This is a genomic window from Nocardioides sp. JCM 18999 (genome assembly GCF_055391175.1).
The window spans coordinates 568,814-590,005 of record NZ_AP043887.1; the positions used below are offsets into that span (position 1 = coordinate 568,814).

General features: G+C 71.3%; 27 protein-coding genes. 15 read left to right on the plus strand and 12 right to left on the minus strand.

The features are described 5' to 3' along the window. Positions 1-52: 52 nt before the first annotated feature. The 7 genes from ACZ5J1_RS02700 to ACZ5J1_RS02730 all read right to left on the minus strand — a co-directional run bounded on the left by ACZ5J1_RS02700 (position 53) and on the right by ACZ5J1_RS02730 (position 5,125). Positions 53-1,576, minus strand: a complete 1,524-nt coding sequence (locus tag ACZ5J1_RS02700; RefSeq protein WP_464562270.1) for a leucyl aminopeptidase family protein — start codon at positions 1,574-1,576, stop codon at positions 53-55. Further along, a complete protein-coding gene (locus ACZ5J1_RS02705) occupies positions 1,563-1,730 on the minus strand; it encodes a DUF3117 domain-containing protein (RefSeq protein ID WP_464562272.1) in 168 nt (55 codons plus the stop codon). Before ACZ5J1_RS02705 ends, ACZ5J1_RS02700 begins: the two co-directional genes overlap by 14 nt. 90 nt (positions 1,731-1,820) lie before the next feature. Then, positions 1,821-2,243, minus strand: a complete 423-nt coding sequence (locus tag ACZ5J1_RS02710; protein WP_464562274.1) for a hypothetical protein — start codon at positions 2,241-2,243, stop codon at positions 1,821-1,823. 14 nt (positions 2,244-2,257) lie between these two features. Continuing rightward, entirely contained in the window at positions 2,258-2,623 is a 366-nt protein-coding gene (locus tag ACZ5J1_RS02715) for a DivIVA domain-containing protein (RefSeq protein ID WP_464562276.1), read from the minus strand. A 7-nt stretch (positions 2,624-2,630) separates the two neighbouring features. Continuing rightward, a complete protein-coding gene (locus ACZ5J1_RS02720) occupies positions 2,631-3,365 on the minus strand; it encodes an LOG family protein (protein ID WP_464562278.1) in 735 nt (244 codons plus the stop codon). Next, complete coding sequence (dapE, locus tag ACZ5J1_RS02725; RefSeq protein ID WP_464562280.1) at positions 3,362-4,432, minus strand: succinyl-diaminopimelate desuccinylase; 1,071 nt, start codon at positions 4,430-4,432, stop codon at positions 3,362-3,364. Before dapE ends, ACZ5J1_RS02720 begins: the two co-directional genes overlap by 4 nt. A gap of 51 nt (positions 4,433-4,483) precedes the next feature. Then, positions 4,484-5,125, minus strand: coding sequence for an O-methyltransferase (locus ACZ5J1_RS02730; RefSeq protein ID WP_464562282.1), 642 nt, complete (start codon positions 5,123-5,125; stop codon positions 4,484-4,486). 146 nt (positions 5,126-5,271) lie between these two features. On the opposite strand from ACZ5J1_RS02730, the gene sigE reads away from it, so the two are divergent. Next, entirely contained in the window at positions 5,272-5,862 is a 591-nt protein-coding gene (gene sigE, locus ACZ5J1_RS02735; protein WP_464562284.1) for an RNA polymerase sigma factor SigE, read from the plus strand. After that, on the plus strand, positions 5,859-6,296 hold the full coding sequence (locus tag ACZ5J1_RS02740; RefSeq protein WP_464562286.1) for an anti-sigma factor family protein: 438 nt from the start codon (positions 5,859-5,861) through the stop codon (positions 6,294-6,296). Before sigE ends, ACZ5J1_RS02740 begins: the two co-directional genes overlap by 4 nt. Positions 6,297-6,309: 13 nt before the next feature. On the opposite strand, the gene ACZ5J1_RS02745 is transcribed toward ACZ5J1_RS02740, so the two are convergent. Further along, a complete protein-coding gene (locus ACZ5J1_RS02745; protein WP_464562288.1) occupies positions 6,310-6,546 on the minus strand; it encodes a helix-turn-helix domain-containing protein in 237 nt (78 codons plus the stop codon). Between the two features lie 100 nt (positions 6,547-6,646). Between ACZ5J1_RS02745 and ACZ5J1_RS02750 the strand changes: the two genes are divergently transcribed. Beyond that, a complete protein-coding gene (locus ACZ5J1_RS02750; RefSeq protein ID WP_464562290.1) occupies positions 6,647-7,318 on the plus strand; it encodes a hypothetical protein in 672 nt (223 codons plus the stop codon). 22 nt (positions 7,319-7,340) lie between these two features. After that, positions 7,341-8,594, plus strand: a complete 1,254-nt coding sequence (locus ACZ5J1_RS02755) for a nucleotide-binding protein (RefSeq protein WP_464562292.1) — start codon at positions 7,341-7,343, stop codon at positions 8,592-8,594. On the opposite strand, the gene ACZ5J1_RS02760 is transcribed toward ACZ5J1_RS02755, so the two are convergent. Next, on the minus strand, positions 8,557-9,927 hold the full coding sequence (locus tag ACZ5J1_RS02760; RefSeq protein WP_464562294.1) for a hypothetical protein: 1,371 nt from the start codon (positions 9,925-9,927) through the stop codon (positions 8,557-8,559). The genes ACZ5J1_RS02755 and ACZ5J1_RS02760 overlap by 38 nt on opposite strands. Next, on the minus strand, positions 9,924-10,277 hold the full coding sequence (locus ACZ5J1_RS02765; RefSeq protein WP_464562296.1) for a hypothetical protein: 354 nt from the start codon (positions 10,275-10,277) through the stop codon (positions 9,924-9,926). Before ACZ5J1_RS02765 ends, ACZ5J1_RS02760 begins: the two co-directional genes overlap by 4 nt. A 96-nt stretch (positions 10,278-10,373) precedes the next feature. Between ACZ5J1_RS02765 and ACZ5J1_RS02770 the strand changes: the two genes are divergently transcribed. Together ACZ5J1_RS02770 and ACZ5J1_RS02775 are read left to right on the plus strand one after the other, a co-directional pair. After that, a complete protein-coding gene (locus tag ACZ5J1_RS02770; RefSeq protein ID WP_464562298.1) occupies positions 10,374-11,840 on the plus strand; it encodes a WS/DGAT/MGAT family O-acyltransferase in 1,467 nt (488 codons plus the stop codon). After that, a complete protein-coding gene (locus tag ACZ5J1_RS02775; RefSeq protein ID WP_464562300.1) occupies positions 11,840-12,175 on the plus strand; it encodes a DUF6912 family protein in 336 nt (111 codons plus the stop codon). Before ACZ5J1_RS02770 ends, ACZ5J1_RS02775 begins: the two co-directional genes overlap by 1 nt. Before the next feature lie 175 nt (positions 12,176-12,350). On the opposite strand, the gene ACZ5J1_RS02780 is transcribed toward ACZ5J1_RS02775, so the two are convergent. Both ACZ5J1_RS02780 and ku read right to left on the minus strand, forming a co-directional pair. Beyond that, positions 12,351-12,821, minus strand: a complete 471-nt coding sequence (locus ACZ5J1_RS02780; protein WP_464562302.1) for a DUF2505 domain-containing protein — start codon at positions 12,819-12,821, stop codon at positions 12,351-12,353. Positions 12,822-12,839: 18 nt separating this feature from the next. After that, entirely contained in the window at positions 12,840-13,637 is a 798-nt protein-coding gene (gene ku / locus ACZ5J1_RS02785) for a non-homologous end joining protein Ku (protein WP_464562304.1), read from the minus strand. 38 nt (positions 13,638-13,675) lie between these two features. Between ku and ligD the strand changes: the two genes are divergently transcribed. The 9 genes from ligD to ACZ5J1_RS02830 all read left to right on the plus strand — a co-directional run bounded on the left by ligD (position 13,676) and on the right by ACZ5J1_RS02830 (position 21,189). Further along, positions 13,676-14,494: a non-homologous end-joining DNA ligase gene (gene ligD / locus ACZ5J1_RS02790; RefSeq protein WP_464562306.1), complete on the plus strand. Its 819-nt coding sequence runs from the start codon at positions 13,676-13,678 to the stop codon at positions 14,492-14,494. 116 nt (positions 14,495-14,610) lie between these two features. Then, a complete protein-coding gene (locus tag ACZ5J1_RS02795) occupies positions 14,611-15,300 on the plus strand; it encodes a response regulator transcription factor (protein ID WP_464562308.1) in 690 nt (229 codons plus the stop codon). Further along, the gene (locus tag ACZ5J1_RS02800) at positions 15,293-16,519 is read left to right on the plus strand and encodes a histidine kinase dimerization/phospho-acceptor domain-containing protein (protein WP_464562310.1); all 1,227 of its coding nucleotides are present in this window, start codon (positions 15,293-15,295) and stop codon (positions 16,517-16,519) included. The genes ACZ5J1_RS02795 and ACZ5J1_RS02800 overlap by 8 nt, the downstream gene beginning before the upstream one ends. A gap of 112 nt (positions 16,520-16,631) precedes the next feature. Continuing rightward, a complete protein-coding gene (locus ACZ5J1_RS02805; protein ID WP_464562312.1) occupies positions 16,632-17,930 on the plus strand; it encodes a CpaF family protein in 1,299 nt (432 codons plus the stop codon). A gap of 1 nt (position 17,931) precedes the next feature. Next, the gene (locus tag ACZ5J1_RS02810; protein ID WP_464562314.1) at positions 17,932-18,786 is read left to right on the plus strand and encodes a type II secretion system F family protein; all 855 of its coding nucleotides are present in this window, start codon (positions 17,932-17,934) and stop codon (positions 18,784-18,786) included. After that, positions 18,783-19,667 carry a type II secretion system F family protein gene (locus tag ACZ5J1_RS02815; RefSeq protein ID WP_464562316.1) on the plus strand — a complete coding sequence of 295 codons (885 nt, stop codon included), beginning with the start codon at positions 18,783-18,785 and terminating at the stop codon, positions 19,665-19,667. The genes ACZ5J1_RS02810 and ACZ5J1_RS02815 overlap by 4 nt, the downstream gene beginning before the upstream one ends. Before the next feature lie 289 nt (positions 19,668-19,956). Further along, positions 19,957-20,337, plus strand: coding sequence for a TadE/TadG family type IV pilus assembly protein (locus ACZ5J1_RS02820; RefSeq protein ID WP_464562318.1), 381 nt, complete (start codon positions 19,957-19,959; stop codon positions 20,335-20,337). Then, positions 20,334-20,774 (plus strand): TadE/TadG family type IV pilus assembly protein, encoded by a 441-nt coding sequence (locus tag ACZ5J1_RS02825; RefSeq protein WP_464562320.1) that lies wholly within the window; start codon positions 20,334-20,336, stop codon positions 20,772-20,774. The genes ACZ5J1_RS02820 and ACZ5J1_RS02825 overlap by 4 nt, the downstream gene beginning before the upstream one ends. After that, the gene (locus ACZ5J1_RS02830) at positions 20,761-21,189 is read left to right on the plus strand and encodes a pilus assembly protein TadG-related protein (protein ID WP_464562321.1); all 429 of its coding nucleotides are present in this window, start codon (positions 20,761-20,763) and stop codon (positions 21,187-21,189) included. The genes ACZ5J1_RS02825 and ACZ5J1_RS02830 overlap by 14 nt, the downstream gene beginning before the upstream one ends. Positions 21,190-21,192: the final 3 nt, after the last annotated feature.

Consider the following 21,192-nt stretch of genomic DNA (forward strand, 5'->3'; position numbering starts at 1 on the left):
TCTGCCTGCTCAGCGTCGCTCGGGAACAAGCTTCTGCCTGCTCACCAACGGGTCAGGCAGGTGCGCCGGCGGCCAGCCAGTGCAGCAGCGTGCGAGCGCCGAACCCGGTCGGGCCGGGGGTGTACTCGTCGCGGTGGGCGGGGGCGTCGCCGACGGAGGCGATGTCCAGGTGTGCCCACGGCAGTCCACCGGTGAAGTGCTGCAGGAACAGCGCGGCGGTGATCGATCCGGGACCGCCGGCGCCGTTGTCGGCGTCGGCGACGGGGGAGGAGAGCCGGTCCTCGTAGAGCGAGGAGAGCGGGAGGCGCCACCACGGTTCCCCGGCCTCGGTGCCCGCGGTGTCGATCGCCGCAGCCAGCGCGTCGGTGGTGGCGTAGAGGCCACCGGTCTCCTGGCCGAGCGCCACCTTGACCGCACCGGTCAGGGTCGCGACGTCGACGAGCAGGTCGGGCTTGATCTCGCGCACCGCGTAGGAGAGGCCGTCGGCCAGCACCAGGCGCCCCTCGGCGTCGGTGTTGGTCACCTCGCTGGTCCGCGCGGTCGCGTCACCGGGGTAGTGCCGCAGCACGTCGCCCGGACGCATCGCCGACCCGGAGACCATGTTCTCGGCCAGGCAGAGCAGGCCGATCACCTTGACCGGGACGTCGAGGTCACGCAGCGCGCACAGGGTGGCCAGCACGACGCCGGCCCCGGTCATGTCGCGCTTCATGGTCGTCATCGACTCACCGGGCTTGATGTTGTAGCCGCCGGTGTCGAACGTGATGCCCTTGCCGACCAGGACCACCGTCGGGGTCCGTCGGGTGACCTTCGCCGGGGTGTAGTCGAGTCGGACGAAACGGGGCGGGTTCGTCGACCCGCCGCCGACGCCGAGGATCCCGCCGAAGCCTTCCTTGGCGAGCGCCTTCTCGTCCCAGATCCGGATCTCGAGCCCGGCGGCCTTGGCCGCCGTCTTCGCCTGGGCCGCGACCCAGGCGGGGGACTTCAGGTTCGAGGGCACCGTCGCGAGGAACCGGGCACGCCACCCCGCGGCGGCGATCGCCACCGCCCGGTCACGCTGGTCCGCGAAGCTGGGATCAAGCTCGGCCAGCACCACGGACCCGACCGGCTGCGACGCCGGCCCGGCGCTGCGCCAGTCGAAGGAGAACGAGGCCAGCACGACTCCGACGATGAACGGCTCGAGGCCGACCGTCGGGTCCAGGGCGGGGATGGTGGTGGAGACCGTGTCCCGGTCACGGGTGGCTCGCGCCAGCGCGGCGCCGGCACGACGGAACTCGTCGGCGCTCGCCGTGCCCACACCGACCAGCAGGACCCGGCGCAGGGCCGGGTTCTGGGTGGTTCCGCTGGGGACGGGGAGGACGACGACCTCGCCGGCCCGCCCGGTCGCGCCCTCGCTCTCCAGCACGCCGAGGAGATCGATCTCGTCGGCGAGGGAGGCAGCACCCGGACCGATGGTGAGCGCGTCACCCTCGGCCGAGACGGGAAGCGCGATCAGAGCCGCGCCCGCCAGGTGCGGGTCTCGGCCATCCAACGTCAGCCCGGGCGGGCTGACCTGAGGTGGCAGCTCAGCCAAGGACATTCTTGAGCGCGTCGCCCAACGAGTTGACCTCGTCGGCGTTCAACTCGACCACGAGGCGGCCGCCGCCCTCGAGCGGAATACGCATCACGTATCCGCGGCCTTCCTTGGTGACCTCCATGTCACCGTCGCCGGTCCGTGGCTTCATCGCCGCCATGTTGCAGCCTCTTCCTCTGGTCGTCGTGGGGGTCGTGCTACCCGTTGCCGGGGCGCAGGCTCCCATGCCTGTCGCCCCATGATCCCACAGTCAGATGACGCTGGTCACGTAAGCGAAGGTGAACCAGGCGACGGAGCCGAAGACACCGAGGTGTCCGAGCACCGAGAGCCAGGCGGTGGAGGTCCACGAGTCGGCGGCGGACGAACCGCCCGCAGCACGCTTTCCGCGCGAGCGTCCGATCCGCCACCGCATGGCCAGGACGATGCCGGCCACGGCCACGACCCAGAAGCAGCCCAGCCCGACCACGCCGACGATGGAGCTCCACTCGGCATCGGCGGGAGCGACCAGGAACAACGTCCAGCAGACCACCCCGAGCACCCCGGCACCGGTGTGCAGCTGGAGGGCCGGGACCCGGTGGGTCCGGCGCAGTCGCAGGCGCGTCAGCAGCACCACCAGGCCGACGAAGACGGTCAGGCCGGCGGTGATCAGCAACGGCAGCGTGAGTTCATGCACAACGGTCCGAGATGCTAGTGGTCGTCGGACGTGGCGGCATCATCGGCCGGTCCGTCGCTCGGGACGTCACTCGGGACGTCACTCGGGCCAGGGCTCGGCACGGGAGCGGGCTCTCCGCCACCGAGCACCTCGGCGTCGCGGGACTCGAGCTCGGCCGCCAGCCGGTCCAGCAGTGCATCGACGTCGGTCGGCCGGTAGCCGCGCCAGGTGATGCTGAACCGGATCCGACGCAGGTCCTCAGCACCTAGCAGCCGGTTGGTGGGCACCAGCACGTCGGGCCGATCGTCGTACGTCGGCTCCAACCCGTCACCGCGCCCGGCAGCGACCACGGCGACAGCGCCCATGATCAGCACGATCACGATCGCGAAGACCCAGATCATCACTGCCTCACCCTTCGCCGGCGTCGGCGGCGTCGCGGGCCTTGACCATCAGGTCGACCACCGCGTCGACGTCGTCGGTCAGGGTGAGCATGTCGAGGTCGGACTCCTTGATCCGGCCGTCGGGCAGCATCGTGGTCCGCATCCAGTCGATCAGGCCGGTCCACTGAGCCACGCCGAGCAGCGCGATCGGGAACTGGTTGATCTTCTGCGTCTGCGCCAGCGTCATCGCCTCGAACAGCTCGTCCAGGGTGCCCAGGCCTCCGGGCAGCACGACGAAGCCCTGCGAGTACTTCACGAACATCGTCTTGCGGACGAAGAAGTAGTGGAAGTTCATCCCGACGTTGACGAACTCGTTGAGCCGGGCCTCCCAGGGCAGCTCGATGCCGAGCCCGATCGACTGGCCGCCGGCCTCGAGCGCGCCCTTGTTGACCGCCTCCATCGCGCCGGGCCCGCCACCGGTGATCACGCCGAATCCGGCCGCGGCCAGCGCACTGCCGACCTTCACCCCGAGCTCGTAGTGGGGGTGGTCGCTCGGCGTGCGTGCCGACCCGAAGACCGAGATCGCCGGACCGAGCTCGGCCAGCTCGTCGAAGGCCTGGACGAACTCGGCCTGGATCTTCATCACCCGCCAGGCGTCGGTGTGGTGCCAGCCGGCCGGGCCGCGGCTCTCCAGGAGCCGCTGGTCCGCGGTGGTGCCGGGACGCGACTCGCCCGGCCGTGGTCCGTTGAAGCTGCCCTTCATCGTGTTCCTCCCGTGAGCCAGGTGCGAAGCGTCGTCTCGCAGCGCTCGATCTCCTCGACCGGCACGTGTTCGTCGGCCTTGTGCGCCAGCAGCGGGTCGCCGGGGCCGAAGTTGACCGCCGGAACACCGAGCGCGGTGAAGCGCGCCACGTCGGTCCAGCCGAACTTCGGCGCGACCGGGCCACCCACCGCGGCGACGAAGTCCGCGGCCGCAGGTCGGTCCAGGCCCGGGAGCGCACCCGGGGCGGAGTCGGTGAGCGTGACGTCGTACGGCGCGAAGAAGTCCTCCACGAAGGCGAGCGCCTCGGCCTCGTTCCGGTCGGGAGCGAAGCGGTGGTTCACCGTCACCACGCAGCTGTCCGGGACCACGTTGCCGGCGACGCCGCCGGAGATGAAGACCGCGTTGAGGCCCTCGTGGTAGGTCAGTCCGTCGATCAGGGGGCGGCGCGCCTGGTAGCCCTCGAGCCGGCGCAGCACCTCCCCGGCGGCGTGGATGGCGTTGCTGCCCTTCCAGCTGCGGGCGGCGTGCGCCCGCTCGCCGGTGGTGCGGATCTCGACCCGCAGGGTGCCCTGGCAGCCGGCCTCGACCCCGGCGTTGGAGGGTTCGAGCAGGATCGCGAAGTCACCGGCGAGGAGCTCGGGTGAGTTCTGGCTGAGCCTGAAGAGCCCGTTCGCGGCGGCGTCGATCTCCTCGCAGTCGTAGAAGACGAACGTCAGGTCGCGGTTCGGGTCGGGCACGGTGGCGGCGATCCGCAGCATCACCGCGACGCCGCCCTTCATGTCGCAGCTGCCCAGGCCGTGCAGGATCCCGTCCTCGAGCCGTCCGGGCAGGTTGCCGTTGACCGGGACCGTGTCGAGGTGGCCGGCGAGGATCACCCGCTCGGCACGGCCGAGGTCGGTGCGCGCGACGATGGTGTTCCCGATCCGGGTCACCGTCAGGTGGCTCAGCGGAGCCAGTGCCGCCTCGACGAGGTCGGCGAGCTGCTCCTCGTCGCGACTGACCGACTCGACGTCGACCAGTGCCAGGGTGAGATCAACGACGGAGGTGGTCAGGTCGAGCGCAGCCATGTCGGTAGTCAATCAGTCGGGCCCAGGCCGGGAGCTGCCAGGGCGAGCGGGTCAGTGGCCCGCCTTCTGGGCGAGCAGCAGGCCGTTGCCGATCGGGAGCAGCAGCGGGACCAGGTCCTCGTCAGCGGCGATCGTGCGGCCCAGCTCGCGCGCGGCGACCGTGGCCGAGTCGCGCTGCGACGGGTCGGCGACCTTGCCGCCCCACAGGGCGTCGTTGAACGCGACCACGCCGCCGGGCCGGAGCAGCCGGACCGCCTCGGCGAGGCAGTCGGCCGTCTCCTCGATGTCGGCGTCGACGAACATCAGGTCGTAGTGGCCGTCGGTCAGCCGGGTGAGCACGTCGAGGGCCGCGCCCCCGATGGTGCGGGCGCGCTGGCTGGGGATGCCGGCCGCGGTGAACGTCTCCCGGGCCAGGCGCTGGTGCTCGGCCTCGACGTCGATCGAGGTGAGCACGCCGTCGGGGCGCATCCCGCGCAGCAGCCAGAGGCCGGAGACACCCGTGCCGGTGCCGACCTCGACGACCGCCTTGGCGTCCAGGACCGAGGCCAGGAAGCGCAGCGCACTGCCGACGCCGGCGCTGATCGGGGTCACCCCGATCGCCGCTGCACGCTCGCGCGCGGCAGCGAGGACCTCGTCCTCGGGGACGAACTCGTCGGCGTGGATCCAGCTCGCGGCGTTGATCGGGTCGGTCACGGGACCAACCTAGTGGAACGAATCGGCTGCGTCGGGCGTTGCGAACCTCTGAACGGTTCACGCTTGAATCCCAGGTTGTTTTCAGGAACCGTTCCTAGGGTGGGAGAACTCGCAGTCAGGGGGCTGCGGGGGAGAAGGAGCAGCAGATGTCGTTGACTCACGAGGAGCAGTCCTCCGAGGTCCCGACCTGGGACGAGATCGTCGAGCAGCACTCCGATCGCGTGTACCGGCTCGCGTACCGCTTGACCGGCAACCGGCTCGACGCCGAGGACCTGACCCAGGAGGTGTTCGTCCGCGTCTTCCGCTCGCTCGACACCTACACCCCGGGCACCTTCGCGGGGTGGCTGCACCGGATCACCACCAATCTGTTCCTCGACCAGGCGCGGCGCAAGCAGCGGATCCGGTTCGACGCCCTGACCGAGGCGCGCACCGACAAGCTGGCCTCGAACCAGCCCACGCCCGACCTGGCCTACAGCGACCAGCGCTTCGACGACGACATCGAGCAGGCGCTGCAGTCGCTGCCGCCGGACTTCCGCGCCGCCGTGGTGCTGTGCGACGTCGAGGGCCTGTCCTACGAGGAGATCGCCCAGATCCTCGGTGCCAAGCTCGGCACCGTCCGCTCCCGCATCCACCGGGGTCGCGCGATGCTGCGTGACTCCCTCGCGCACCGGGCCCCGCGCGGCGGCCGGGTCCGCTACTCCGGACCGAAGGCCTTCGGCTGGGGTACGTCGGCATGAGCATCTTCGCGGGCGGCGGAGGCCACCTCGGCCACCGCGCCAGTGCACTGCTCGACGGCCAGCTCAGCGAGGCCGAGACCGAGCGTGCCTGGGCCCACGTGGCGACCTGTCACGGTTGCCGTGACCAGGTCGAGCGGGAAGGCTGGGTCAAGCGTCGGCTGGCCGGCCTGACCCACGACCCCGCCGGTGCCTCGGACGGGCTCAAGGGTTCGCTGATGGGAGCCGGCGAGTGCGAGCCCGGCGCGTTCTTCTCCGTCGAGCACCACCGCCGCAACGTCGCCCTGGCGGCGATCGGCGGCAGCGCCGTGGGCGCTGCCGTGATGGGCGTGCTCGCGCTGGGTGCCGCTCCCGCGAGTGCTCCGACCATCCGGCCCCCGGTCGCCCCGACGGTGTCGGTCTCGCCGGCTGTGCTGGTGCACGAACCGCGCCGCTGAGCCCTGCGCGAGCTCAGACGCTCTCGTCGCTCTCGGCGAAGGGATGGGCGTCCACGAACGAGCGGGTCTCGGAGTAGAGCCCCTCGATGAACTCCTCCAGCTTCGAGGACTCGACCCGCCACTGGCCGCGCCCGCCGAGCTTGATCGCGGGCAGCTCGCCCCGACGCACGAGGGCGTAGACCTGCGCGCTGGAGGTGTTGAGCACCTCCGCGACGTCGGCGAGGGTCAGGAAGCGGGGAGTCCCTGGCATAGACACCATGTAACCATTCCCCGCTGAACACCCCTTCAAACCACTCCGGCCTGTGGAAAAGCGGGGCAGGGGCTGTCAGACGGACGCGAACGCGGTCATGATGGCGCTTGTGACGAGAAATCTCGGATTCGTCACGCCGGCCGGTGCTCCGAAGGCCGCGCGTGCGTCACGTGCCTCCTGGCGTGACCCCCGACTGTGGATCGGAGTGGCGATCGTCGCTGCCTCGGTGGTGGTCGGGGCCCGCGTCCTGGCCCAGGCCGACGACACCATCGCCGTCTACACCGCCGCCTCGCCGATCCCCGTCGGGATGCCGTTGCGGGAGGCCGAGCTGGAGGTCCGTCGGATCCGGTTCGCCGACGCCGACCAGGCAGCGCGCTACCTGACCGCGCCGCTGCCCACCGACGGGAGCCGGGCGTTCGTCCGCGCCCTCGACCCGGGCGAGCTGGTGCCGGTCTCGGCCGTCGGTGACGCCCGGGTCGAGGACCGGGTGCAGCTGCCGATCTCGGTCGACCCGAACCAGATCCCGCCCTCGGTCGGGGTGGGGGACCGGGTCGACGTCTACATCCTCCGCCCCGGGAGTACGGCGCCGGGGCCGGCGTCCCCGGCCCTCGAATCGGCCAGCGTGGTCGCCGCCCCCGACCCCGCCGATGCGGTCGTGGCCTCGAGCGAGCGCCAGCTCGTCCTCGCGGTGCCCGGGGACGCGGCCCGGGAGTTCCTCGCCCAGCTGGGCCGCGACGACCAGGCGCGGCTCACCGTGGTCCGGCGGCCATGAGTGCAGAGATGACGGCGCACGGATGACGGGCCGGCGCACCGTCGTCGTGGTCGGCACGGGTGCGGGGTGGGAGGCCGAGGCCCTGGCGCTGCTCGACCGCGAGCGTGGCCTGGTGCTGCTCAAGCGGTGCGTCGACGTCGACGACCTGATCGCCACCGCCGCGACCGGTCAGGCCGACGTCGCCCTGGTCGCGATCGAGGCTCCGGGTCTCGATGCCGACGGCGTCGTCCGGGTGCAGCAGGCGGGCACCCTGATCATCGGCGTCCTCGACGAGCGGCACGAGGCGGCCCAGGCGCACGCCCGCCGGATCGGCTTGCGCCACCTGGTCGACGCCGAGCGGCTCGAGGACGCCGTCGCGCTGGCGTTGACCCAGGACGTCGGTAGCGGCGCCGAGGTCGGCGGCACGACGGTGCCCGACCCGGTCGCGACGACCACGATCGACCGACCCGAGGAGGACACCGGCGAGCCCGGCCGGGTGCTCGTGGTCTGGGGCACGCCCGGCGCGCCGGGACGATCCACGGTCGCGGCAGCGATCGCTGCCGGACTGGCCCGGACCGGCCGGCCGGTGACGCTGATCGACGCCGACCCCGGGGCGGGCACGCTGGCGCAGCAGCTCGGTGTCGTCGACGAGGTCTCCGGCCTGCTGGCAGCAGGACGGCTGGCGATCGCCGGCACGCTCGAGGACGGCTGGGTCCGGGTGGCGCGAGCGCTCGACGACCGGTTCTGGTTGGTCAGCGGACTGCCGCTGCCGGAGCGGTGGCGGGAGGTCCCGGTCGGCACGATCACGGCGCTCGCCGAGGCCGCCCGGTCCCGGGGCTGGGTCGTGATCGACGTCGGTGCCGGGGTCGACCGGGATCGGGACCGGCTCACCGTCGAGGCCTTCGACGTCGCCGAGGAGGTGCTCCTCGTCGCGACTCCCGACCCGATCGGCCTGGGACGACTGGCCCGCTCCTTCGCCGAGCTCGCCGACCGGGCGGAGCTCCCCGTGCGGGTCGTGCTCAACCAGCACCGCCGGTCGCTGCACACCGGGGAGGACGAGCTGGTCGACCTGGTCACCGGCGCCTTCGCGACCCCGCGTGAACCGATCGCCGTGCACGTGCTGCCGCACGACCGCGCGGCCGCCGATGCGGCGCTGCTCGCCCACCGGGCACTGGGCTCCGGCGGCACGAGCGGATCGGGCCTCGACAAGGCGGTGCGCCGGCTGGCCGAGGCGATCGTGCCGCGGCCCGCCGGTGCGGCTAGGCGGAGAAGAGCAGGTACAGCCCGCCGGCGGTGAAGCCGACCATCGCGAAGAGCAGCGGGAGCTGACCGGTGAGCTGGTGTCGCGGCGGCAGCACCTTGAGCGCCCGGTCGTGGGCGGCGATCACGGCCAGGACGTGGCCGATCACCACCGCCAGGACCTTGATCACCGCGAGCATCGTCGGGTGGAAGGCGAAGTAGTAGTCCACCGACCAGTTCGCCGTCCCGAACCAGTTCGCTCCGTTGGAGAACGGGTCGCTCGCCTTGATCAGCGTCGCCTGCCCGGCCTCGAGCAGGTAGGACAGGTAGTGGGCGATGATGTAGCCGACGATGATCGGCACCAGCGAGTGCGCGAACTGCGCGGGCAGGGTGATCCGACGCACGCCCGGGCGGACCCCGGTCGCCATCGTGGCCACGGTGAAGATCAGCCCCACCGCGAGGCACATCCCCAGCAGGCCGGCGAAGTTCGCCAGCTGAGCGCCCCAGCTGTGGGTGTTGATGAAGTCGTTGCCCTGGATGAACTTCACCCAGGTGGTGGAGTCCTTGAACGAGTCGAAGCCGGTCGAGCCGAACAGCACCGCCGTGACGGCGACCAGTCCGGCGCGCGGGACGACGGTGTCGAGGTTGGCCAGCGGGGTGCGGACCAGGAGCCGACCGCCGCGCTTGCCCCAGATCGAGAGCTTGGCGACCAGCGAGCTGTAGACCTCGAACGGGTCGGCCCGGGCGTAGAAGGTGTTGCCCCACACCGCGCCGCCGACCAGCATCACCGCGACGTAGATCGCGCACCAGAGCCGGACCGGGCCCAGGTCGGTGGAGTGCGGGTAGACCAGCTCCATCCAGACGAAGGCGAACAGGCCGACGGCCGCGGGCCAGTGGCCGAGCCACTCGGGGTAGCGGTAGAGCCCGCTCTCGGCGTCGTTGCCGCTGAGCTTGGCCAGCCCCGCGTTGATCGTGCGGACGGGGCTGATCGCCTTCCACACCGGTCCGAACAGCAGTGAGAGCGGCACCAGGCCGACCCACCACCAGACGTAGAAGATCCCGAAGAAGGGGTTGGTCAGCAGGTCCTTGCCGAAGATCGCGACCATCGCCGTGTAGGCGAAGAGCAGCATCCCGACGACCCGCCAGCCGATTCGCCAGGCGGCGGAGGCGACCACGGCCTCCAGCACCACGGGTGCGGGGCGACCGCTGGTGGCCGCGTTGAAGCGGGGCGTGCGCCAGGCCAGCGCGAGGACGGAGAAGGAGACCACCAGTGCCGCGACGGCACCGGCGATCGCGAGCTCGCGGGGGATCGGCAGGTCACGGGCGCCACCGATCCCGTGCAGCGGCAGGAACCCCGGAACGGCGGTGACGACCGCCGCCGTCAGGGTCACTGGACCTGGAGCTGGACGATGGTCTTGTCCAACTGGTGCGACTCGACCTCGATGATGCCGGCGCTGTCGAAGCTGCCGATGTCGAGGATCGTCGTGCCCTGGCTGTAGGGCAGCTCCTGCTCCGGGTCGGAGTGGACGTGGATCTCACCGGGCGCGTCGGCCGAGACGACGAACTCGATCGGCTGGCCGATGGCGACCTTGACCCGGTCACCGTTCGGGGTGACCTGGTCACCCTCGAAGGTGATGGTGATCTTCTTGGTCGGCTGATTCGCATCAGGGGTACTGGACTCGGAACCGCAAGCGGTCAACAGGAACAGCGCGGCGAGTAGGGCGACGATCGGACGCAACACTCTGTCAGAATCGCATGTGAGTCTGAGAGCGGCCCAAGAGGCCCGGGGGTGAGCCCCGCGAACGCCCCGTGGGGGCAGTAAGAAGGTGGCATCCGCATGGGTGATCGGCTCACTGCGCGTGACATGGCCTTCCTGACCGGGGAGACCACGACGACGCCGCGTCACAACGCCACCGTCGAGGTGTTCCAGCCCGGACCTGACGGACTGCGCTACGACGACCTGGTCGCGCTGGTGGCGGACCGGCTCTCCTTCGTCCCGCGGTTCCGGCAGAAGCTGCAGCCCGTCCCCGGCCGGGTGGCGAACCCGGTCTGGGTCGACGACCCGTCCTTCGACCTCGGCTACCACGTCCGCCTCTCCGCGCTGCCGCGTCCCGGGTCGCACGACCAGCTGCGCGACCTGGTCGGGCGGATCGTGGCCCGTCCCCTCGACCGCGAGCGCCCGCTGTGGGAGATGTACCTGATCGAAGGTCTCGCCGACGGCCAGGTCGCGATCCTCACCAAGGCTCACCAGGCGCTGGTCGACGGCGTGGAGACCCTCGACATCGGCCACGTCCTGCTCGACGTGAAGTCCGAGGTCACCCTGGTCGAGGACGACGGCTCGGACGGATCCCGGCAGCCGTACCGGCCGAGCAGCGCCGCCCTCCTGCTCGACGTGGTCCGCGACGCGGTCCGCGACCCCGAGGTCGTGCTCGACTCCGCCCGGGTCCAAGGGTTCGTCACCGCCCGTGCGATCCGGGGGATCGGCCACCAGGTGGGCGCGATGGCACGGCCGTTCGCGCGCCGCCGACCCGACCGCTCGACCGCGATCACCGGCCGGATCTCCCAGCAGCGCCGGTTCGTCACCCTGGTCGAGCCGCTGGAGAACCTCCGCCAGGTCCGGGTCGAGCACGGCGGCACCGTCAACGACGTCATCCTCGCCGTGATCACCGGTGGTCTCCGGGCCTACCTGATGACTCGGGCGGAGTCGTTCTCCTCGCTGCGGCAGGTGCGCGCGATCGTGCCGGTCTCGGTGATCGACGACAACGAGGGCGTCACCTCGCTGGGTTCACAGATCGCGATGCACGTCGTCGACCTGCCGGTCAGCGAGGCCAGCCCGATCGTCCGGCTGCACCAGGTCTCGTACTCGTTCGAGTCGCACGAGGCGACCGGCCGGGCGGTGGCCGCGTCCCGGCTGGTCGGGATCGCCGGGTTCGCCCCGACCACGTTCCACGCCGTGGGGAACCGGGTCGCCGCGAGCCAGCCCGACGACTCCTACCACCTGGTCGTCACCAACGCGCCGGGCCCGCAGACCCCGCGGTACGCCGCCGGGGCGACGATGGTGGCCAGCTACCCGGTGCCGCCGCTGACCCCCGGCCACGCGCTCGCGATCGGGGTGACGTCCTACAACGGGGCGGTCTACTTCGGGATCAACACCGACCGCGACCTCATCCCGGACGCCGAGATCCTCGGTCAGTGCTTCCGCGAGGCGGTCGACGAGCTCGTCGAGAACTCCTCGGCCACCCGCCCGCGCGCCCCGCGGGGGCGCACCTCGGCGAAGGCCACCAAGAAGGCGGAGAAGGACTGATGCGGCTCTACGTCCCGGCGACCCTGGACCTGCTGGCGACCTGGCACGGCGCCGGAGCGGTCCCGGCCGATGCCGCTGCCGAGGGGTACGAGGCCCCCGACGACACCGAGGACGGCGAGTACGCCGCCCTGATGAGTGCGGCCGACGCCTCGACCGAGCTCGCCGGTCGGGGTCGACGTCGGGTCGTGGTGGTCGTCGACGGTCCGGGGCCGACGTACCCGCTGAGGACGTGGGCGGCGATCCACGCCGACGACGCCGACCGGGCCGCCGACGCGGATCCCGACGACGATGTGGCGTGGTGGGCGATTCCCGAGATCGGGGACCTGCTCGCCTAAGGTGGTGGGGTGTTCGTCGACCTGATCGTGCTCCACCTCGGAGCGTTGCACCCCTTCGAGAAGGTGCTGACGTTCACGCTCGCGTTCGGACCGTTCGTGCTGCTCGGTGTGGTGATCGCGGTGCGCCGCCACCAGGACGCGGCGGCCGCCGAGGGGGAGCAGCCTCAGGCCGAGGTCAGCTCTGGGCCAGCCACTGCTGACCGACCCGAGCCTCCCGCTGATAGGCCTTGACCAGCAGCTGCTCGATCATCGCCTCGAGCTTGCCGCCGACGAGCGGGATCTTGGCGGTCACCTCCAGCACGACGGTCTGCGTCGTCGTACCGCCTGACTCGGTCAGCGAGAGCCGGCCGCGGGCACTGCCGGGCTTGCCGGGGATGAGGATCTCCACGGCGGCCTCGGAGCCGGTCCACTGCTCGCGCTGGGAGACCGAGATCGAGTCGCCGACCAGCTTCTTGGCGAACGACGGCACCTTGTCGGTGCCCTGGGCGTAGTCGACCTCGACCACGTCGCCCTCGATCCGCACGGTGCGCGAGATCGCGTGCTGCGCCTCGCAGACCTGCTCACGGAAGGTGGGGTCGAAGAGCATCGCTCGGACGGTCTCGAGGGGAGCGTCGTAGGTCCAGGTGGAGGAGAGCGAGGTGGTCATGGCTCCATCATGCCGGGCTTACCCAGCGACCGCTTCGTCCCGTTGCGCCTTGGCCGCCTCGACCGACTTCTGCAGGGCCGCCAGCAGATCGACGACCTCGCCGGTGGGTTCGGTGACGGGCTCGGGCTTGGTGATCTCGCCGCCCTCGATCTTGCGGTCCACCAGCTCCTGGACCGCTGACGCGTAGTCGTCCTCGAACTCCTCGGGCTCGAAGTCGCCGGCCAGGGTCTCGACCAGCATGTGCGCCATCTTCACCTCGGCGTCCTTGACCTCGATCCCGTCCATCGACAGGTTGAAGTCGGGGGTGCGGACCTCGTCGGGCCACATCATCGTCTGCAGCACGATCACCTCGTCGACGACCCGGAGCAGCGCGATCGAGGTGCGCTGCCGGATCGCGATCGTGACCACGGCGACCCGGTCGGTCTCCCGCAGGGCCTCGCGCAGCAGGCCGTAGGACTTCAGTGCGGCGCCGTCGGGCTCGAGGTAGTAGCTCTTCTCGAACAGCAGCGGGTCGATCTGGTCGCGCGGCACGAACCGTTGCACGGCGATCTCCCGGCTCGACGCCGACGGCAGCGAGGCCATGTCGGTGTCGGTGAGGATCACCATCTCGCCGTCCTCGGTCTCGTAGCCCTTGGCGATGTCGGCGTAGGCGACCTCCTCGCCGTCGAGGCTGCAGATCCGCTGGTACTTCACCCGACCGCCGTCCTTGGCATGGACCTGCCGGAAGGAGACGTCGTGGGACTCGGTGGCGGAGTACAGCCGGACCGGCACACTGACCAGACCGAAGGAGACCGCGCCCTTCCAGATCGCTCGCATCCCTCCATGATGCCCGGTTCTGGGTCACGATGGGACCCATGAAGATCGAGGTCGACGGACGCGCGATCCCCGTCAGCAACCTCGACAAGGTGCTCTACCCCCGCACCGGCACCACCAAGGGCGAGGTGCTCGACTACTACGCCCGGGTCTCGCCGGTGATGCTGGAGCAGCTCCGCGGCCGCCCCGTCACCCGGGTGCGGTGGCCCGACGGGATCGGCGCGCAGAGCTTCTTCGAGAAGAACCTCCCCGCCGGGGCGCCGTCGTGGATCCGGACGGCACGGGTGAACACCACCCGGTACCCGGTCGCCGACGACCTGGCCACGCTGATCTGGCTGGCCAACTCCGCGGCGCTGGAGCTGCACACCCCGCAGTGGCGCCTGGACGAGGCCGGCGAACCGCTGCCCGCGGACCGGATCGTGATCGACCTCGACCCCGGCGAACCGGCCGGGCTTCCCGAGTGCTGCGCGGTGGCGCTGCTGGTGCGTGAGCAGGTCACCGCCCTCGGCCTCGAGGTGTTCCCGGTCGCCAGCGGCAGCAAGGGGCTGCACCTCTACGTCCCGCTGCCGGTCCCGGTGCCCGACCCGTCCGGCATCGCCAAGCAGCTCGCCGACCAGCTGGAGAAGGAGCACAAGAACCTGGTGGTCTCCTCGATGGCCAAGGAGAAGCGCGGCGGCAAGGTCTTCCTGGACTGGTCGCAGAACAACGCCGCCAAGACCACCGTCTGCCCCTGGTCGCTGCGTGGCCGGGATCGCCCCCTCGTCGCCGTACCGCTGGAGTGGGCCGAGGTCGAGGAGGGCGCCGCCGACCCCCTCGCCATCGAGCAGATGACTCTCACCACCGCCCTCACCCGCCTCTGACCACAATCGCCGAGATGGCCCGTCTGGTCCGCCCAGATGGCCGGTTTGGTGCACCGAGATGGCCCGTGTGGTCGAGTCGCACACCAAGGCATGTTCGCTCGCCTACGATGCGAGCCATGACGCACACGGTGTTGATCGTCGAGGACGAGGAAGACATCGCCTTTCCGCTCGTCCGCACCCTGGAGCGCGAGGGCTACCTCGTGCACTGGGTCGACTCCGGAGCCCGTGCGTTGGAGGAGCTGTCACGCCGACCGGTCGAGGTGACCATCCTCGACCTCGGGCTGCCCGACATGGACGGACTCGACGTCTGCCGCCAGGCACGCAAGGCGGGGTACGACGGCGCCATCATGATCGTGACCGCGCGGGCCGGTGAGCTCGACCGGGTGGTCGGTCTCGACTACGGCGCCGACGACTACATGTCCAAGCCGTTCGGGCTCGCGGAGCTGCAGGCGCGGGTGCGTGCGCTGCTGCGCCGCACCACCGTGGCCACCGACATCGACGGAATCGACGGCGCCCTGCGCCTCGATGTCGGCGCACGCCGGGTCTACGCCGGCGAGAGCGAGCTCAGCCTCACCGGCAAGGAGTTCGACGTGCTGGCGGTCCTCGCCTCCCAGCGCGACAAGGTGGTGCCGCGCTCGCGCCTGATGGCCGAGGCCTGGGACGAGAACTGGTTCGGCTCGACCAAGACGTTGGACGTCACCATCGGGCGGCTGCGTCAGAAGCTGGACGCCGCGGGCGTGAACGACCGCGTGGTGGCCGTCCGTGGGGTGGGCTTCCGCCTCGAGACTGGAAGCGCGGGTGCGTAGGCGCCTCGCCATCTGGTTCATCGCACTTGCCTTCGGCATGTGCGCCTTGTCGTACGTCGTCGGGGCGGCGACGCTCATCCCGATGGCCCACCGCGACGAGCTCGAGGAGGCCGACCGCAGCGCCAGGGTCGCCGCGGTGGCGATCGCGACCCGTCTCCAGTCGAACCGGCCGGTGACCGAGCACTTCCTCGGGACGTTCCGCAGTGACGACCAGCAGATCCGGTACCACGTCCCCGGCAACGGGCGGGCCGACCTCGTCAGCGCCGGGCCCGACTTCGACGGCACCGCCGACCCGAGCCGATCGGACGATCTCTGGGCCAGTGAGCGGGTCGAGCACGGGACCGTGACGGTCAGCCAGTCCCGCGACGTGGTGTGGGACCTCGTCCTGGGTGACCGCTGGGTGCTGCTGGTCTACTTCGGCCTCCTCGGTGCGATCTCGGTGATCGCAGGATGGGTGATGGCCCGGTCCTTCTCGGCCCCGTTCCGTCAGCTGGCCGAGGCTGCCAGCGCGCACCGGCGCGGCCGATTCGACCTCGACCTGCCGGTCTCCTCGTTGCCCGAGGTCCGGGCGATCGCGGCGGCACTCGATGCCTCCGCGGTCCAGGTGGCCGAGCGGATCGCCCAGGAGCAGTCCTTCGCCGAGCACGCCTCGCACGTCCTGCGGACCCCCCTCACCTCGCTCCGGCTCGAGCTGGACGACCTGGCCCTGACGGGAGCCCTCTCCGAGGAGGCACGCGACACCCTGGCGCGCTGCATCGGCCGGATCGACACGCTGGACGCCGTCACCGGCGAGCTCGTCCAGCTGGCACGGCGCCGACCCGCCGCCGGCGCCAGCAAGGTCGCGGTCCGCGAGCTCGCCGAGGACCACGCCGACCGCTGGACCTTGGAGCTCGCCCATCACGAGCGGACGTTGACGTGTCGCCTCGAGGGCGATGCCGAGGCGACGTACACCCCCGGACCGATCGAGCACCTCCAGGAGCTGCTGCTGGTCGACCTGCTGCACCGCTCCCGCGGAGAGGTGGTGCTCGACTACACGGTCGACGGTTCCGGGACGCTGCGGATCAGGGTCACCAGCGACGCCACGATCCACACCCGGGGGCGCCGGCGCGAACCCGGATCGACGTTCCTGCGGGCCCGAGCCGTCGCCACCGCGCTGGGCGGCCGGCTCGAGGGGGAGCAGTACGACGCCGGCATCGAGCTCGTCCTTCCCCGCCGCTGACCCTCACCTGCCTGCGGGAGAAGTCCACAACCGCCCGGTGCACCCCTGGCGTCCTGGCGGTCGGTTATCTAGCCTCACCCCTAGGACTCCACTCTCGGGAAGGGAGATCCGCATGGGGATGTCACCCGGCCTCAGCACGGACCTCAGCAGCGGGCTCAGCGGTTCCGACCTCGGCCATGCCGATCGTGACGTGATCGAAGGGCTGGACGCATCGGTGCGCGAGCGCGTCCGACGGGCCGGCGTCGACCCGCACCAGGACCACCTCGCCGTCCGGCGCATCGTCGACACCGTCGTCGCCGAGCACGACCAGCGGGCGATGACGGGAGCCGTGGCTTCGCTGAGCGATGCGGGCGAGGTGACCAGCGAGCTGGTGGCACGGATCGCGGGATTCGGTCCGTTGCAGTCGCTGTTCCAGGACGAGTCGGTCGAGGAGATCTGGATCAACGCCCCCGACCGGGTCTTCGTCGCCCGCGCCGGCCGACACGAGCTGACCAACGTGATCCTGCGGCGGGAGCAGGTCGACGAGCTCGTCGAGCGGATGCTCGCCACGACCGGCCGTCGCATCGACCTCTCCCAACCCTTCGTCGACGCGATGCTGCCCGGCGGTCACCGCCTGCACGTCGTGCTGGAGGGGATCAGCCGTGACTTCGCGGCGGTCAACGTGCGCAAGTTCGTCCTCCGCGCCTCGCGGCTGCGTGACCTCGTGGAGCTGGGCAGCCTGACCGTGGCCGCCGCAGCGTTCCTCGAGGCCAGCGTCCGAGCCGGACTGAACATCCTCGTCGCCGGAGGAACCCAGACCGGGAAGACCACCATGCTCAACAGCCTGGCCGCGAGCATCCCCGGAGGCGAGCGGGTGATCAGCGCCGAGGAGGTGTGGGAGCTGCGCTTCCCGCACCCGGACTGGGTGGCCCTGCAGTGCCGCCAGCCCGGGCTCGAGGGGACGGGAGAGGTCACCCTGCGCGACCTGGTCAAGGAGGCACTCCGGATGCGACCCAGCCGGATCATCGTCGGTGAGGTGCGGGCGGCCGAGGCGCTCGACCTCCTCCTCGCGCTCAACTCCGGCGTCCCCGGGATGTGCACCCTGCACGCCAACTCCGCCCGTGAGGCGTTGGGGAAGCTCGGACTTCTGCCGCTGCTGGCCGGGGAGAACATCTCGGCCCGTTTCGTCGTCCCCACGATCGCCTCCGCGATCGACCTCGTCGTGCACCTCGGGATCGACGCGGCCGGGCGTCGGACCGTCAACGAGATCGTGGCCGTGTCGGGACGGGTCGAGGGAGACACCATCGAGACCGCGACGCTCTTCGACCGCGGCCAGGCCGGCCTGGAACGGCGGGGCAGCGAGGTTCCCCGCCCCGAACGGTTCGCGCGGATCGGGGTCGACGTCCACCGACTGCTCCAGGAGGCGGAGTGAGATGGGCACCCTCCTCGGTCTGACCACCGGCCTGGGGCTGCTGCTGTGCTGGAGCGCGTTCGCGCTGCCGACCTCGTCGCGACCGACTTCCCCTCGGTCCCGCCGACTGTCGACCACCCTCACCCGTGCGGGGATGGGTCAGGTCCGACCGGGCGCCTTCGTGCTGGTGTGCGTGGGATGCGGGGCGATGGCCGCACTCGTCGTGCACGTGGTCTCGGAGACCGCGCCGGTGGCGATCGCGTTCGGGCTGATGGCCGGCTACCTGCCCTGGGGCTGGCTCAACGGTCGGGTGCGCCGCCGACAACGGGAGTTCGCCGACGTGTGGCCCGAAGCGGTCGACAACCTGGCCTCGGCGGTTCGGGCCGGGCTCTCGCTGCCCGAGGCCGTGGCTGCGCTGGCCGAACGTGGACCCGAACCGCTGCGCCCGGCCTTCGCCGAGTTCGCCCTCGACTTCCAGGTCACCGGTCGCTTCGGGGAGGCGCTGGACCGGTTGAAGGAACGGCTGGCCGATCCTGTGGGGGACCGGGTGGTGGAGGGGCTGCGGATCGCCCGCGAGGTCGGAGGTGGCGAGCTCGGCCGACTCCTGCGACACCTCTCGGGTTACCTGCGTGACGACGCCCGCACGCGGTCGGAGCTGGAGGCCCGGCAGGCCTGGACCGTGAACGGAGCACGCCTCGCGGTCGCCGCGCCGTGGGTGGTGCTGCTGCTGATGTCCTTCCAGTCCGACGTGATCCAGCGCTACGCCACCCCGGGCGGCGTGATCGTCCTGGTCGTCGGCGCAGGGCTGTGCCTGATCGCCTATCGCGCGATGATGCGGATCGGTCGGCTGCCGGTCGAGGAACGGATCCTGGCATGAGCCCCCTGGGCGCTCTGCTCGGAGCGGTGGTCGGGATGGCGCTCGTCCTGGTGCTGGCGCGGGTCAAGGCGATCGTGCGTCCGAGCCTGCGCAGCCGGGTCGCCCCGTGGGTCCCCGAGATCGGCGCCACCGGCGCTGTCCCGACCGCGCTGATCCCGCGCGCCGCCGGGATGCTGGACGGCCTGCTCGGCGGTTCGGCCTCCGTACGACGACGGCTCGAGCGCGCCGGCCTGGATCGGACGGTGCACGAGTTCCGGATCGACCAAGTGGTCTGGGGTGTCCTGGCCCTCGGCGTGGCGACCGTCTGGGCGTTGCTGCGCACCCTGGCCGCGCCGTCGGCGCTGGTGCCGTCGTTGCTGGTCTGTGCCGCCGCCTTCTTCGGCGGCGTCCTGGCCCGTGACCACTGGCTCACCTCCCAGGTGCGCACCCGCGAGCGGCGGATGCTGGCCGAGTTCCCGACGATCGCCGAGCTGCTCGCCCTGGCCGTCAGCGCCGGCGAGAGCCCCGTGGTCGCGCTCGAGCGGGTCGTCCGCCGCACGGGCGGTGAGTTCACCGTCGAGCTCGGCCGGGTGCTGGCCGATGCCCGCACGGGGGTGCCGGTCGCGCAGGCCTTCGACGCACTCGCGGCGCGCACCGGGCTCCCGATCGTGGCCCGCTTCTCCGCCGGGCTGGCGGTGGCGCTGGAACGCGGCACGCCGCTGGCTGACGTGCTGCACGCGCAGGCGGCCGATGTCCGGGAGGCCGGACGACGGGATCTGATCGAGATCGCGGCTCGCAAGGAGGTGCTGATGATGATCCCTGTGGTCTTCCTGGTGCTGCCGGTGACCGTGTTGTTCGCGTTCTGGCCGGGGCTGCTGGGCCTCCAGGTGATCGCCGGCTGACGCCCGTTTCCACAGCCCCCTCGTTCGGGTATGGCAAGCGGCGAGGAGCCGGACCTAAGGTGCTGAAAAGGACTCCAACTCGGGAAGGGAGACCTGTCGTGGCGACAGTCTCGTACCTGTTTGTCAGCCGGCTGCTCCACCGGGCTCAGACCCGGAGTCGATCTCAACGAGGCGACGTGCCGGGCTGGGTGCTGGTCACGGTGATGACCGCGGGGTTGGTCGCGGCGCTCTACTCGATCGCTGACGACCAGCTCCGCAGTCTGCTCAACAGCGCCCTCTCCAAGGTCTCGTGAGGCGGTTCGGCGCGCGCGGTGCAGCGGTCGTCGACTTCGTCCTGATCCTGCTGCTGCTCGTGCCGCTCTTCCTGGGGATCGTCCAGGTCTCGCTGGTGCTCTACGTCCGCAACGCCTTGGCGAGCGCGGCGGCCGAGGGTGCCCGCGCCGGGGCCGGTTCCGGTGCTGACCTGGGTACGGCCGTCGTGCGCACCCGCGAGGAGGTCCGGGGCGTGCTGGCCGGCCACTACACCGAGGACGTCCGGGTCGCGCGCGTCATCCTCGACGGCGTCCCGACGGTCGAGGTGACGGTGCACGCCCGTGTTCCGGCGCTCGGGGTGGCGGGTCCGGCGGTCGACCTGACCATCCAGGGTCACGCCGTCCAGGAGCCGGGATGAACCAACGGGGGAGTGCGCTGGTCGAGTTCAGCTGGCTGGCCGTGCTGCTGATGATTCCGACCCTCTGGCTGGTGCTGGCGGTCTTCGACGTCCAACGGGCCACCTTCGCCCTGACCAGCGCCGCCCGATCGGCGGGTCGTGCCTACGTGCTGGCCGCCGACGACGCGGAGGGGGAGCGGCGGGCGCGCCAGGCGACCCGCATCGCCCTGGCCGACCAGCACGATCCCGGCCGGCCGGTGGATCTGACGATCTCCTGCACTCCCTATCCCCGCCAGTGCCATGCCGGGACGTCGGTGGTCACGGTGCGGCTGGCGACCCGGGTCGGTCTACCGTGGCTGCCCGCATGGATGGGGTTGGGGGATCCGAGCTTCTCCGTCACCGCCGTGCACGCGGTGCCCGTCGGCCAGTACCAGGAGCGTCCCGATGAGGAGCGGTGAGCAGCGGGGTTCGACGATCCCGCTGATCATCGGGTTCACCACGATCCTGCTCCTGGCGGCCGCGGTCGTGGTCGACGCCTCCGCCGCCTGGCTCCGGCGACAGTCCCTGGACAACCTCGCCGAGGGCGCGGCCCTGCACGCTGCGGACCGTGGCGCGGAGGGGACCGAGGTCTACCGCGACGGCCTCGGCTCGCGGCTGCGACTCGACGCGGCGACCGCCCGCGAGGCGGTGAGCGACTACCTGCGTCGCGTCGGAGCCGGATTCCCCGGCCTCACCTTCGCGGTGGCCGTCAACGGCGACCGCGTCCGGGTCATGGTGCGTGCCCCGCTCGACCTGCCGCTCGACATCCCCGGCGGTCCGTCGAGTCCTCGCGTCACCGGGCACGGTGCCGCCACCGTCAGCGTCGACCCCTGAGCC